This window comes from Methanoculleus sp. UBA413, assembly GCF_002502935.1.
Taxonomy (GTDB): Archaea; Halobacteriota; Methanomicrobia; order Methanomicrobiales; family Methanoculleaceae; genus Methanoculleus; species Methanoculleus bourgensis.
Genome location: NZ_DAQR01000034.1, coordinates 5,857 through 19,756, shown reverse-complemented (window position 1 = coordinate 19,756; position 13,900 = coordinate 5,857). Strand labels below are relative to the sequence as shown.

Here is a 13,900-nt window from a genome sequence, read left to right as displayed (position 1 = left end):
GCCTCGGCTCGTCCGACCAGCTCCTGGTAGTCGTCCTCACCGATCTCTCTCGTGCAGGGGGCGCTGCACGAACCGATGTGAGCCCTGAGGCAGGGGCGCCGGGGGAGCCGCCTGCAGGACCGGAGCCCGAACGTCCTCTTCAGCAGGCGGAGGAGGTCGTCGCGCTCCCGCGCCGAGACGAACGGCCCGTAGTAGCGGCCGTTCCCGTCAGGTCCCCGGGCGACATGGAACCGGGGGTAGGGCTCGTCGGTGATGTGGATGTAGGCGTAACTCTTCGAGTCCTTCAGGTCGATGTTGTACTTCGGCTGGTGCTTCTTGATCAGGGTGTTCTCGAGGATGAACGCCTCGACCTCGGTGTCGGTGACAATGAAGTCGACAGTGGCGATGGCGGCGACGAGGATCCTTGTCTTCGGGTCGAGGTCGTGCCGGGAGAAGTAACTTGATACACGCCGCCTGAGGTTCTTTGCCTTCCCGACGTAGATGATGCTCCCTTCATCGTCAGAGAAGAGGTAACACCCGGGCTCGGCAGGCAGGCTTTGCAGGTCGATCATGGATCTTTGAGAATCTCTTTCAGGAATGCCCCCGTATGGCTCCCTTTCACCGCCGCCACCTCCTCCGGGGTTCCTGCCGCAACGACCTCGCCGCCGGCGTCTCCGCCTTCGGGGCCAAGGTCGATGATGTAGTCGGCCGACTTGATGACGTCTAGGTTATGCTCGATCACCACCACCGTGTTCCCCCGGGCTACCAGGTCGTCGAGGACCGCGATCAGGTTCTTCACGTCGTGGAAGTGCAGCCCGGTCGTCGGTTCGTCGAGGAGGTAGATAGTCTTTCCCGTGGCCCGCTTCGAGAGTTCCCGGGTAATTTTGATCCTCTGCGCCTCACCGCCCGAGAGGGTGGTGGAACTCTGCCCGAGTTTGATGTAGCCAAGCCCAACCCGGGAGAGAGTCTTGAGTTTGTTCCTGATCGAGGGGACGTTCTCGAAGAGGGTAAGCGCCTCCTCGACGCTCATATCGAGGACGTCGGCGATGGACTTCCCGCGGTACTTCACCTCGAGGGTCTCCTTGTTGTAGCGCGCCCCCTTGCACTCCTCACATTCGACGTAGACGTCAGGGAGGAAGTTCATCTCGATCTTGATGAGCCCGTCGCCCTGGCAGGCCTCGCACCGCCCGCCTTTGAGGTTGAACGAGAACCGGCCGGGCTTGTAGCCCCGGACCTTCGCCTCCTTCGTCTCGGCAAAGATCTTGCGGATATCGTCGAAGACCTTGGTGTAGGTCGCCGGGTTTGAGCGCGGGGTCCTCCCGATGGGGCTCTGGTCGATGACGATCACCTTGTCGATCTCGTCATCGAACGTGAGGCTCTCGTAGTCCCCCGGCGACTCCCGTGAACCGTGGAGTTCCTGCATCAGCGCCCGATAGAGCGTCTCGTAGATGAGCGTGGACTTCCCCGACCCCGAGACCCCGGTGATGACCGTCAGGACGCCGATGGGGATATTCACGTCGATACCTTTGAGGTTGTTCTCCCTGCAGCCCGAGAGCCTGATGAACCGGTCGCTCTGCCGGCGGGTGGCGGGGACCTCGATCCTGAGGTCGCCTGCCAGGTAGCGCCCGGTGAGCGAGGCCGGGTTTGCGGTGATGGCGGCGGGCGGACCCTCCGCGACGATCCCACCCCCGTGGAGACCGGCGCCCGGCCCCATGTCCACGACCCAGTCGGCGCTCCTGATAGTCTCTTCGTCGTGCTCCACCACAACCAGGGTGTTGCCGAGGTCGCGGAGGTGCTGCAGGGTATCGAGGAGTTTTCTGTTGTCGCGCTGGTGCAGCCCGATGGAGGGCTCGTCGAGGACGTAGAGCACCCCGGTCAGGTTTGACCCGATCTGCGTCGCAAGCCGTATCCTCTGCGCTTCGCCGCCCGAGAGCGTCCCGGCGCTCCGCGAGAGGGTCAGGTAGCTGACGCCGACCTGCTCAAGGAACTCGAGCCTGGCAATGATCTCCTTTAAGACCTGTTTTGCGATCTCGCGCTCGCTCTCAGTGAGTTCCAGGGTCCGGAAGAACGCAAGTGCTTCCGTAATGGAGAGGTCGGTGACCTCGGCGATGGATTTCCCGTTCACCTTCACGGCGAGCACCTTCTCCTTGAGCCTCTTGCCCCCGCACTTCGGGCAGGGGAGGACCCGCATGAACTTCTCAAGTTCGCGGCGGCGGTACTCGGACTGGGTCTGGTGGTAGAGCCGCTCGGCCTGCGGGGCAAGCCCTTCCCACGTCCCGGAGTGCGACCACGCGTCGCCGTTCCTCATCCTCATAGAGATGCGGAGCTGCTCCGGTGAGCCGAACATCAGCGCTTTGTACTGTCGCTCGGTCAGGTCTTTGATCGGCGTCAGAACCGAGAACCCAAAGTGTTTGGCGACAGCGCCGAGGTACTGGCTCCGGTAACCGTCGAGGAAGTTCCGGTAGAGCGCGACGGCGCCGTCAGCGATGCACTTGCTCTTATCCGGTATGATCAGGCCGGGATCGAACTCCATCCTGATCCCAAGGCCGTTGCACTCCTCGCAGGCACCAAACGGGCTGTTGAAGGAGAACATCCGGGGCTGGAGTTCCTCGAACGCGATCCCGCAGACCGGGCAGGCCATGAGCGAAGAGCAGGTCTCCTCATGACCGTCCTCATCGACGGCGATGACAAGCCCCTCCGATTTTGCGAGGGCGTTCTCGACCGCTTCGACGAGCCGTGACCGGTCGCCAGCGTCCAGGCGGTCGATGACCACCTCAATATCGTGCTTCCGGTAGCGCTCAAGGGTGATCTCCTCGTCGGTCCGGCGGATATCGCCGTTGACCCGGACCCGGGTGTAGCCCTCCTGGTCGAGGTCTTTGAAGAGTTGCTGGTAGGTCCCTTTCTTCTGCCGCACGACCGGGGCGAGGATGGTGACCGTCCCGGTCATGGTGGAACCGATCCGGTCGGCGATCTTCTCCGGCGACTGGGCCTCGATGGGGATATTGTGTTCCGGGCAGAACGGCGTCCCGACCCGGGCGAAGAGGAGCCGCAGGTAGTCGTAGATCTCGGTGACCGTGCCGACGGTGCTCCGGGGGTTTTTGGACGTCGTCTTCTGCTCGATCGATATGGCGGGTGAGAGCCCGTCGATGCTATCGACGTCCGGCTTTCTCATCAGCCCGAGGAACTGCCGGGCGTAGGCTGAGAGTGATTCCACGTAACGTCGCTGTCCTTCGGCGTAGATGGTGTCGAAGGCAAGCGTGGACTTCCCGGACCCGGATACCCCGGTGAGGACGATGAGCCGATCGCGCGGGAGTTCAATGGTGATGTCTTTGAGGTTGTGCTCCCGCGCCCCCTTGATGATGATATTCTTCATTGTAGCGTGCAGATCTGTTGGCCTTCTTAGTTCATAGCCATTGTGTGATCTCGAAAAGGTTAAATAAAATAATAGAACGGTGGCTGGAATGTGGGTTATTTTAGGGGTTGTGGCGGGCGTTCCGATTAGGGCGGGAACTACCCCGGCCTGACGGTCTTCAACGAACGATCGGCCGCAGGGTGGTTACTCACCGCGAGACGATCAGCCGCCGAAGAACCGTCTCAGGGAGCGACTCTAATTCCTGATACCAGGAAAAAACGGCGGCAGCCGGGCTCAGCCCCTGGCCGCCCGCCCCTCAGGAGGGCTTCACCGCTCCGGGGGGTGCTCCCAGTAGGGTCTGTAGCCATAATAGGTGTACACAGACCGGAGCCACTCCCGATCCGTGGTCGCCGGCCGGGTGCCCCGTTCAAACCCGGGCGCGCTCTGCAGCCGCTCCTTCGGGATATCCAGGATAACCGCATGTTCGTGCGGATCGATCCTCAAGGCCTCCCAGGGGATGGCAAAGTGCTTTTCCCCGAGCCCCAGGAACCCGCCGAAGGAGATGACCGCATAGGCGATGCGCCCTGCGTCCAGGTCGATTGCCAGATCCTCGATCTTCCCAAGGTCCTCCCCCTGAGGGTTCCGCACCGAATTGCGCATCACGGCACTCACGGAGAGCACCCCGGCGCGCTCCTCCTGCATGGCGGCCTCGCCTCTCACGGTTATCACCTCCTCTCCGGCGCCTGCAGGCTCACCGGGTGTGCCGCTCCCAGTAGGGCGTGTAGCCGTAGTGGCTGTAGAGGCCGGTGAGCCACTCGCGCTCAGCGGTCGTCGGCCAGTTGTCCTTGTCGAAGCCCGGCGCGTTCTCCAGCCGCTCTTTCGGCACGTCCAGGATGAAGTAGTTGTCAGCCGCGTTGTACTGAAGCGCCGCCCAGGGGATGGCGAAGAGTTTGTCGCCGAGCCCCATGAAACCCCCAAACGAGAGTGCGGCATACGCGATGCAGCCCTCGTTGACGTCGATCATGACGTCCTTGATGGTTCCGAGGTCTTCACCCTGCGGGTTCCTGACCGAATAATCCGCGATATCCTTTCCCCGTAAAAAGTTCCGTGTCTCCACCTGCGTGGTAGCTCCTCTCATAGGTCTCATCTCCAGGTCAGTGGGACACTTTGTCCCACGGCAAGGGGGTCATACAGGCCGGACGGTATTTAATCCTTGTGTCAATATAATAATGACACAATTTGAGTGAGCATATCCCAAAAGTACCCGGCGATTGAAGATCCATAGGGAACAGAGCACTCTTACGCATGTTCGCAGAGAGTTGGTCCATATCCGGGCGGTCCGGAACGACGGACACGGCTTTCCTCCGGGAATCGCCCCTGGGGGAGGGGCCGACGGGGAGGAGGGGCCAGCCCCCCTCCCCTGTCTCTCGCAAGGCGGCACCCAGAGCCTCCTACCCCACCCGGCCCCCGGCCTTCTCTGATCCCCGTGGGGGCAATGCGTGGTGATACCCGGTAAAAACCAGTTGGTGGGGTTCTCCGGTTGGGACTAGGCGACAACCACCCCACCCGGAAAAGCCAGACTTACAGAGGCCGCCCCGGCCACATAAACGTCTAGTGCCAAGTCAACGATGAATTGTCGGAATAGTGCATCGTGTCACGTTATTTTGAAGATTTCGATGCGTGAAATGCAACAACGATGACCTCACGCGGAAGTACGCGGGAGAGCGCGAAGTTCGGTTGCTGGGCGGTAGTAGTCCCATTCGCGGTCTTCGCGGCTTCGCGTGAGACTCGATCACCCCCTGTGCTGAAAACTCACGCGGGAGGTCGCGGAGGCGACATTGGATTTTGGGTTTTGGATGGCAAAGAGCAGTGGCACGCCTCTATCCGACGTTTGATTGTTGACCCGGCACTAGGACGACCTCCCCATCAACGGCCGGCCCTCACCACGACGATCGCCACCTTAATCGCAGATCCCAAGAGACGTTAACACTACATGCCGTGCAGGGCGCTCTCCGCCTGCACGGCCCGGAACCTAGAGAATGAAAGTCCACTGGCGAGAGATCTCTTCGGCAAGCAACTCCTTCGCCGCGCTCGCTGCCGCGTGCGAAGTGCACGGCTACCACCTCGAAGCGACAAAGGAGCCCTGTCCCGACGTCACCTGCTACAGCCTCAACTCCATCACCGAACGGAGTTATCGCGACGAGATCGCAGGGGCGGACTGCATAACAATTGTCGGGGGCCCCCATGCCTCCGCCTGCTACAGCGACGTAGCGCGGTACGCCGACTACGTCGTCGTCGGGGAGGGGGAGTACACGCTTCCCGCGCTCCTTGCCGCCATCGAGGAAGGGAGAGACCCGCCTCCCGGCGTCGCCACCGCGAGAGGCTACACGCCCGCACGCCACACCGTCCTCCTCGACGCCTACCCTCCGTTCTCGGAGGTCAAAGGATTCATCGAGATCACCCGGGGATGCCCGTTCGGCTGCGGCTACTGCCAGACACCGCGCCTCTTCGGGCGGTGCATGCGTCACCGCTCGGTCGATGAGATCAGCCGGTACGCCGCGCGGTTCCGCGACATCAGGTTCGTCACCCCAAACGCATTCGCCTACGGCTCGGACGGGGTCCACCTCCGGCTCGACCGGGTGGAGCAGCTCCTCCGGAGTCTCGACGGCCGGATCTACTTTGGCACCTTCCCGGGCGAGGTTCGGCCTGAATGCGTCTCGCAGCAGTCTATCGACCTCATCCTCGATTACTGCGCCAACACCCGGCTGCACTTCGGGGCCCAGTCAGGCAGCGACCGGGTGCTCCGCCTCCTGCACCGGGGGCACACCGTGGAGGACGTTGTCCGCGCCGTCGACCTCTGCCGGGAGAACGGGCTTGTTCCGGTCGTCGATTTCATCCTCGGGCTGCCGTTTGAGACCGACGACGACCAGCGTGCGACGCTCGACCTCGTGAGACTGGTCACCCGTGCAGGGAAGGCCCATATCCACTACTTCATGCCGTTACCCGGAACCCCGCTCCAGAACAGCCGGCCACGCGGGCTCCTTCCGGAGACGGAAAAAGTTCTTGGCAGACTGGCGCTCGGCGGCAGGATAACCGGTTCGTGGATGGATCATGAGATAAGGTTTTTTAGACGCAGTCCTCACCTATAGAGCATGACGGATGTGCTACTCTTAGCAGATCTGCACGGTAACTACGGAAAGCTTGAGGCTTTTCTCAGCTACGACTACGATGCAGTCATCATTGCAGGCGACATCACCAACTTCGGTCCACTCGAGCCTGTAGATTCAGTACTCTCCCGCTTTGAGGTACCGTGTTTCGCAATCCCCGGCAACTGCGATCCCCGTGAGATCATCGACGTGCTCGAACGCTCTGATGCGGTCTGTCTGCACAACTCATGGATCTCTCTTGGCAACCTGACAATCGCAGGGCTTGGCGGTTCAAACGAGACCCCCTTCGGCACGCCGTTTGAGTTGACAGAGGAAGAGATCGACGGAGAACTCACCAGGATCGTCAAGCACATGGATAAGAACGTCCACAACGTCCTGCTCAGCCACGCGCCGCCATACGAAGCCCTGGATGCCGTCGGCGAGAACCATGTCGGGAGCCAGAGCATCAGGAAGCACATGACCCAGTTTGACCTGGTCTGCTGTGCGCATATCCACGAGGCGCGGGGCATCGCCGAGGTCGACGGCGTCACCGTCGTCAACCCCGGGTCCGCATCAGATGGCTACGGCGCCCTCATCCGCTTCGGAAAGGAGCCAAAAGATATTCATATCGAACTTATCACGGTTTAGGACCAGGATAGGGCCAATCCCCGCCGTCTCGGCGGCGGGGTACGGTCCGTCTACCAATCCCATAGCATCCCTGCAAAGACCCATCCATTTTATGAAATGCCCATGAAGCGCGGCCTCAAGGGCGTTTCCAGCCACTACCTGATGAGTCTCAATCCCCGCACCGGGACGAAGATGCGGTGGTTGAACGTCCGAGAGATGCCTGCGACTTCAGTCGCGGGGGCTGCTGCCAAGCAGCATCTCAAGATACGAGGTATAGATCGGCGGACCCTCCACACCCAGATCTTCTGCAATCGCCCCTATCCGCCGGGCAGCGTCCTCCCCACCCTCTTCTGTCAGGATCTCGATCTCGATAAACGTCCCGAGACCCTCAACGTCGTCGAGGGTGACCGTCACATCCCCGATCTCGTAGAACTCCCTGACCTTTGAGACCACGGCGGCACGCAAAAAACCGGTGCGGGAGAGGATCGTCTCAAGGGTCTCGCCCGAGGCCACCGAGAGGTTGAACTCCTCGCGGGCCTTTGCGCTCCCGACGCGGATCTTCGGCCCTTTGTAGGTCACGGTAACCCCGGTATCGTCATACCTGACCCGCAACGCCTCGTCGGTCTCCCCGAAATCACGGTGGGGGGCGTTGTAGTAGATATCGCGCTCCTGCTGTCTTCTGGCCATCCGCACCCCCTGTAGGGTGAGCCGGGCCCGGACTTCCCCCGGGTCAGGGACCGCAAACTTTGCTTCTACCTCGAGCATGAGAATCGCGCCAGATCTATCTCTCCGGAGCGACCATTAAACCGTCACTGCACGGCCCCGACCAGGTCAGCCATCTCCTGCCTGACCTGGTCTCTCTGGTTCTCTGCAGCGGCGAGGAGGGCGCCGTCCCCCAGGTGCTCCGCGGAGGTGATCGCCCGTTCAGTGAGCACCAGAGCCGTATCGTAATCCTCACGATGGTAGAACCGGATCCCCAGCTCCAGGTTCAGGTCCGCGGCCTTCGCGTAGTCCTGCGCGTTGAAGAAGTGGCAGGCAAGCGAGAGGAGGATGTGCAGCCTGCCGGTGAGGCGGTGCATGGATCGCTCGAAGCAGTCCGCAGCCCTGGCGTTGAGGGTTATTTTTGCGTCCGCGGAGAGTTTGCGGCGGCAGTGCTCCTGCAGGAGGGGGTGGGCGAAGGCATACTCCCCGCCGGGAAGCCTCCGGAATATGGTGCTCTCCTGCAGGCGGTCCATCATCAGCGTCACGTCCGTCCCCTGGAGGTCGAGCACGCAGGCCATGACCGGCACCGGGAACGGGGGGTTTAACACACAAAGTTCCTCCGCCCACACCCGCCGAAACTCAGGAAGCGCGGCAAAGGCAAGCCCTGCCGGGTCCCCGCCCCCGGCGAGCAGATCCCCGATGTTCCCGGCGGAGGGCGTAAGGCCCCGGTGGCGCAGGGTGTTGAAGCAGGCCATGAGGCTGAACGGGTCGCCCGGGGCCTCCTCGAGGAGGGCGGCAGTTGCGTCGCTGATAGCAAGATCGAACCGTCTCTGCCCCATCTCCTGGATCTCGTGGCTCCGCATCCCCGGGAGCTGCACCAGAGGGGCACCGCGATTCTGGACCGCCTCCCGCATCGCTGCATACCCGGGGCCAGCCCCATCTCCGGCCCGGCAGGTGAAGGCGAGGAGGATACCGGGCGGGAGGTCGTGGATGATATCCAGGAGGAGGCGGCGGTCAAGGCGCGAGGCAAGGTGGACGTCGTCCAGCAGGACTGCAGCGATGTGGCCGGAGCCTACCATCAGTCTCCCGAGTACCTGCAGGAGTTCCTCAAACGCCTCGCGCACCCGGTCGTACCCGACCTCAGGCGATCGGGCGAAGACGCCGATGATCTCCTCCCCGGCCTTCGGGAGCAGGCTGACCGGCTCCACCGGGGCGGCGTACTTCTCAAGCAGGTCGTCGGCATACCTGACCGCCTCCTTCAGGCCTTCGCTCCCGAGGAGATCCCGGAACCTGCCCGATACAGCATGTCCCTGCAGGTCTTTGAGCAGTTCACGAAACGCTGAGAAGATCATCCCGGGGAGGTCGAAGACCTCCGCCCTGAGGACGGGAGACCGGGGACCATTGGTGCGATCCTGCAGGTCGTATGCGAGCCAGTTTAAGAGAGAACTCTTCCCGATGCCGGGCGGCCCGGAGATCATCGCCGCCTGCCCGTGCTCTCCTGCCCGGGGGAGAAGGGCCAGGAGTTGCTCGCGCTCCTCGTGCCGGCCGCAGAACTCATCAGAGGGGCAGGGAGCATACGAGACGCCCTCCGCCCACTGCTGCACCCCATCCATGTTCCTGCCCACCCACCATCGAGCCCGGGTGTATTTAAGATTTGGGCAGAGATTAACCCGATCCCCTCCAGAGTGACAACACCGCGGATAGACGATGCGGGGTTGATACGCAAACCCAACGAAGGGGTGCCGCTCCCATCCCCGGTTCACACAGGAGGTCTTCCCGCTCATGCCGCCGACAACCCCGCAGAGATAAATACCATTCCATCCAACTTAGATGGAACAACGAGAGCGGGTATGCGATTGCGAGGTGCGTCTCCACGCACGCGGCGCATAAACGCAATCCTGCTATCAGGGAGAATGGAATGGCACTTCAGGAAGGAGATTTTATCAGGCTCAGGTACACCGGCCGCGCCGGTGGGAATATCTTCGATACCACAGATGAGGAGAGCGCGAAGGAAGAGGGGATCTACAACCCACGGGCAGAGTATGGTCCGGTCACCATCCGTCTGGGGAGCCACCACGTCATCATCGGCCTTGAGGACGAGCTGATCGGAAAAGAGGTCGGCACCGAGGGAGAGGTCGACGTCCCGCCCGAGAAGGCGTTTGGGGCACACGACGACCAGCACGTGAGGTCTGTCCCGGTCACGCAGTTCCGCGAGAAACCGAGGCGTGGGATGCGGGTAGAGGTCGAAGGCAACGAGGGAATGGTCGTCGACGTCATCGGGAGGCGTGCGGTCGTCGACTTCAACCACCCGCTCGCCGGAAAGACCCTGCAGTACTCCTACGCGATCCTCGAGAAGGTCGAGGACCAGGTCGAGCAGATCAGCGGCCTGATCAAACTCTACTCCGGCCGGGCCGATATCGGCATCACCATCGCCGACGGGACGGTCGAACTGGCGCTTCCTCCCGCCATCACATACGACCGGCGCTGGATGGTCTGGCGGGGCACACTCGTCCGTGAGCTATTCGAGTACTACCCCGATGTCGAGAACGTTGTTATGAAGGAGACGTTCCCGCGCCCCAAAAAGCCGGAAGTGGCTCCGGAAATCCCTGAGGCTGAAGAAGAAACGGAAGAGACTGAGGAGTAATCTTTTCACACACTGTTTTTCCTCATTTTGAAGAACTCTTCCCGGCGACACCTGGTCCCGGGTCCACCCACCGATGCCACAGCAAGGAGGATCGTTTCGCACCTCCCGGTGTCCTGACTCCTGCGCTTCTGTCGGTCCCTCGGGTGCCGGGGTGCTGATTCAACACTGTTTTGGGATGACCTCCCGGCAGCAGTTCCAGAGCGGTATGGAGATCCGCCCTATTAGAAACATCTGAGATATATAATTTTGCATTGCGGACCGGCAGGTAAAAAGAAAGCATTTAATTTTTAGGCGTATATGCTTCATTATGTACGTTGGGGCCCCAGGAATGTCCCGGAGCGGTTTTTTCGTTGATTCCACGGCTGGAATCGATGACGCAACAGGTAAACGGGAGGAACGTAAGGGTCAGGACGCTTCAGAGCCAGGAGGGAATCATGCGCCTGCCGGGGCTTCATGCACCCAGGTGTGCGCGGTTCTCTGGGTTGCATCGCTCCTTCTCCTCATACTCGGCGTGGGATCGGTGGGTATGCCGGCAACCCCGGCACCTGAAACCCTGTGCCCCATTGTGGGTCTTGCCGGGCTCTTCGGACCGGACGGAACCTCATTCATCAGGCACCGGATGAGGAGAGGCAGCAGAGAGGGCGATAATGAGGAGGGCACCCGGGATCCGGACCAGGAAACCTCCCGCAGGAGTGCGGAAGAAGAGCCCGGGGAGCCGTCGCCGGGAGGAGATGCCTGGGGTGAGAGGGAGACAGACGTCCTTGAGCGGATTGAGAAGATCCCCGCGGCCCTGAGGCGGTTCGACGACCTCATATCGCCTGATGGAGAAAGTGAAGACCCTCCTGTCGCCTCATCGGAAGAGACAACTCCAGGTCATTCTCTCCCGGACGACCCGGATGACGGCGTACCCGAGGAGCCGGATGAACTCCCCGGACCTCCCATGGATGACCGGCCTGACCCGCAGTCCGGGCCCCCGATCGATGAGGAACTCATGGAGTTGCTCGGGCTTGACGACGAGGACGAAGAACCGTCTCCCGGGATTCTCGAGGAGAACGCCAGCCTGCTGGAGGATGAACCCGACCCCGGCGAGCCGGTGGAGGATCCTCCGTATGAGGATCGCCCGCTGGAGGTGCTCATCGACGACCTCGGCAGTGATGATGCCGAAGTCAGGGAGCGTGCTGTTGATGCCATCGCCAGGCGCGGATCAGGAGCCGTGGCTCCCCTGATAGAGGCACTCTCTCTCGCAGATGACCGGAGGCGGTGGTGCGTTGCCGAAGCCCTCGCCGCGCTCGGGGATGAAGCGATCCCGGCGCTTATTGCCGCGCTTGGGGATGAAGCGGCACAGGCAGGGGCAGCTGCAACGCTCGTGCGTATCGGCGGGCCTGCCGTGCCGCCGCTCATTGCGGTGCTTGCCGGCGGCGATGGCGAGGTGCAGTTCGGCGCCCGCTATGCGCTCCAGGAGATCGGCGACGAGGCGGTTCCCTTCCTTTTCGAGGCGCTTGACGCGCCTGACGGAACCATCCGGAGATCCGCCGCGGAAGTTCTTGGAAATCTCGGGTGGAAGCCCCCCGGTGACACGGCCGCGATCCGGTATCTCATTGCCGGCGAGGCATGGCTCGATGTGGCTGAGTACGGCGCGGCCGCGATCGATCCTCTCATCCGCATTCTGAGATCTCCGGACAGGGAGACCTGGTGGAGCGCTGCCCGGACCCTCGGTGAGATCGGGGAGCCGGCGGTAACACCCCTGATCGACCTGCTGCACGAGGCTGATGGCGAGGTCAGTTCACTGGCGGTCATGGCGCTTGCGGAGATCGGGGGGCCCGCGGTTGGTCCCCTCATCAGGCTGCTTTCTGATCCGCCCCTCCGCGGTACGGCGGCGGGAGCCCTGGTAAAGATAGGAGAGCCGGCGGTAGAGGGGTGTATCCAGGCCCTGGACCGTGGAGACGCTGATACACAGGAATCACTCCGGGAGATCCTGATTGCGATCGGGGAGCCGGCGGTCCCGCCCCTGATCCAGGCGTTGACGGAAGATCGGTCCGCGGTCCGGGGTCATGCTGCCGGGATCCTTGAGGGGATGGGCTGGGAACCCTGGAGCGATACTGAGCGGGCGTGGTACCTGATTGCCCATGAACAGTGGATGGAACTTTCCCTGATGGGCACACCGGCCGTCGGACCGCTGATCAGGACACTCAACGGCGACGACGACCGCATACGCAGCGAGGCCGCGGGGACGCTCGGCGAGATCGGTGACCCGGCGGCTGTGGGGCCGCTCGTGGACGCCCTCGCGGACGAGGGTGTCGCCCCTGCGGCGGCGGATGCGCTTATCGCCATCGGGAAGGCTGCCGTATCCCCGGTCCTCGGGCTGCTCGAAGAAGAAGGTGCCGCCCGGGAGAACGCCGTCGAGGTGCTGGGCAGGCTTGGGGCGCATGAGGCGGTCCCGGCCATCGTCGACCTTGTCAGGAGTGGTGGCGACCGCCTCCACCGGAAGGCCGTCGACGCGCTTATCGGCATCGGGGCACCTGCGATAGCGCCCCTCATCCCCCTCCTCGGTGAGGAGGGCGACGGGCACGCGGGAGCGGTGGCCGCGCTCACCGGGATCGGCGACGACGCACGTGAACCGCTCGTTGGGGCGCTTAATGATGAGAACGCACGGGCCCGCATGGGGGCTGCCGTCGTCCTCGGGAGGCTTGGCTGGGTGCCCGCGGGGGTGGAAGAACAGGCAGGGTACCTGGTCGCGCTGCAGCGCTGGCAGGATGTTGTGGGCCTCGGGGAGCCGGCCGTCGACCTCCTGGCGGCACGGCTCGGCGATCAGGATGCGGGCGTGCAGGCAGGAGCAGCGACGGCGCTTGCCAGGATCGGACCTCCTGCGGTTCCTCCACTGGTCCGCCTGCTCGGTGAAGAGGAACTCCGCGGGCCTGCGGGGGATACGCTGATGCAGATCGGGGCCGCGGCCGTCGAACCCCTGGTCCGTGCCCTGGATGAGGATGGGCTCTCTCAGGCAGCCGCCGGGGTGCTGGCCCGGATCGGGAGGCCTGCCGCCGTTGCGCTCATCCCGGTGCTCGGTCGCCCCCGTACCGGGGAGGTTGCGGCGGAGATCCTGGCGGCGATGGGCGAGACGTCCATCGAGCCGCTTGTCGGAGCGCTCGGGAGCGATGACGCCCAGATCAGGCAGATGGCCGGGGACCTGCTCATCGGCATCGGGGATATGGCCACCGGCCCGCTCATCGGGGCTCTCGGCCACCCTGACGATGCCCTCAGGCTCGAAGCGATCGATCTCCTGACGCGGACCGGCAGACCGGCCATCCCCGCTCTTGTGGAGGTGCTCCTGGACGAGCACTACCGTGTACGGCTGGGCGCGGCCGAGGTCCTCGGGAGGGTCGGATGGAAGCCTGAGACTGAGGAGGAGACGGTCCACTACCTGATCGCGAAGGAACAGTGGGCGTCTGTCGC

The 13,900-nt window shown here is 63.0% G+C and carries 10 protein-coding genes; 4 read left to right on the top strand and 6 right to left on the bottom strand.

Annotation, left to right across the window (positions count from 1 at the left end; translation table 11 throughout):
- The 4 genes from BP858_RS02685 to BP858_RS02670 form a co-directional block, all read right to left on the bottom strand.
- Window positions 1-551 (bottom strand): GIY-YIG nuclease family protein (locus BP858_RS02685; protein WP_286878778.1); only part of this gene is annotated, 551 nt, incomplete at its 3' end.
- Window positions 548-3,352, bottom strand: a complete 2,805-nt coding sequence (gene uvrA / locus BP858_RS02680) for an excinuclease ABC subunit UvrA (protein WP_286878777.1) — start codon at window positions 3,350-3,352, stop codon at window positions 548-550. The genes BP858_RS02685 and uvrA, both read right to left, overlap by 4 nt.
- A 306-nt stretch (window positions 3,353-3,658) precedes the next feature.
- The gene (locus BP858_RS02675) at window positions 3,659-4,060 is read right to left on the bottom strand and encodes a PRC-barrel domain-containing protein (protein WP_238320294.1); all 402 of its coding nucleotides are present in this window, start codon (window positions 4,058-4,060) and stop codon (window positions 3,659-3,661) included.
- Window positions 4,061-4,082: 22 nt separating this feature from the next.
- Window positions 4,083-4,469: a PRC-barrel domain-containing protein gene (locus BP858_RS02670; protein ID WP_014867766.1), complete on the bottom strand. Its 387-nt coding sequence runs from the start codon at window positions 4,467-4,469 to the stop codon at window positions 4,083-4,085.
- Window positions 4,470-5,370: 901 nt separating this feature from the next.
- Between BP858_RS02670 and BP858_RS02665 the strand changes: the two genes are divergently transcribed.
- Entirely contained in the window at window positions 5,371-6,480 is a 1,110-nt protein-coding gene (locus BP858_RS02665; protein WP_074175664.1) for a TIGR04013 family B12-binding domain/radical SAM domain-containing protein, read from the top strand.
- A 3-nt stretch (window positions 6,481-6,483) separates the two neighbouring features.
- A complete protein-coding gene (locus BP858_RS02660; protein ID WP_062264711.1) occupies window positions 6,484-7,125 on the top strand; it encodes a metallophosphoesterase family protein in 642 nt (213 codons plus the stop codon).
- A gap of 207 nt (window positions 7,126-7,332) precedes the next feature.
- Here the strand turns inward: BP858_RS02660 and cyaB are convergent, their stop codons facing one another.
- Window positions 7,333-7,869, bottom strand: coding sequence for a class IV adenylate cyclase (gene cyaB / locus BP858_RS02655; RefSeq protein ID WP_062264708.1), 537 nt, complete (start codon window positions 7,867-7,869; stop codon window positions 7,333-7,335).
- A gap of 44 nt (window positions 7,870-7,913) precedes the next feature.
- The gene (locus BP858_RS02650) at window positions 7,914-9,431 is read right to left on the bottom strand and encodes an AAA family ATPase (protein ID WP_286878774.1); all 1,518 of its coding nucleotides are present in this window, start codon (window positions 9,429-9,431) and stop codon (window positions 7,914-7,916) included.
- Window positions 9,432-9,724: 293 nt separating this feature from the next.
- On the opposite strand from BP858_RS02650, the gene BP858_RS02645 reads away from it, so the two are divergent.
- The gene (locus tag BP858_RS02645; RefSeq protein ID WP_062264702.1) at window positions 9,725-10,450 is read left to right on the top strand and encodes a peptidylprolyl isomerase; all 726 of its coding nucleotides are present in this window, start codon (window positions 9,725-9,727) and stop codon (window positions 10,448-10,450) included.
- Window positions 10,451-10,976: 526 nt separating this feature from the next.
- Window positions 10,977-13,900, top strand: a 2,924-nt coding sequence (locus tag BP858_RS02640; RefSeq protein WP_286878773.1) for a HEAT repeat domain-containing protein, incomplete at its 3' end; no start/stop codon positions are given.

Bases quoted from the DNA above. Each gene is read 5' to 3' on its own strand.
- BP858_RS02670 (WP_014867766.1), bottom strand. From the start codon at position 4,469: ATGAGAGGAGCTACCACGCAGGTGGAGACACGGAACTTTTTACGGGGA.
- BP858_RS02645 (WP_062264702.1), top strand. From the start codon at position 9,725: ATGGCACTTCAGGAAGGAGATTTTATCAGGCTCAGGTACACCGGCCGC.
- uvrA (WP_286878777.1), bottom strand. From the start codon at position 3,352: ATGAAGAATATCATCATCAAGGGGGCGCGGGAGCACAACCTCAAAGAC.
- BP858_RS02660 (WP_062264711.1), top strand. From the start codon at position 6,484: ATGACGGATGTGCTACTCTTAGCAGATCTGCACGGTAACTACGGAAAG.
- BP858_RS02665 (WP_074175664.1), top strand. From the start codon at position 5,371: ATGAAAGTCCACTGGCGAGAGATCTCTTCGGCAAGCAACTCCTTCGCC.
- cyaB (WP_062264708.1), bottom strand. From the start codon at position 7,869: ATGCTCGAGGTAGAAGCAAAGTTTGCGGTCCCTGACCCGGGGGAAGTC.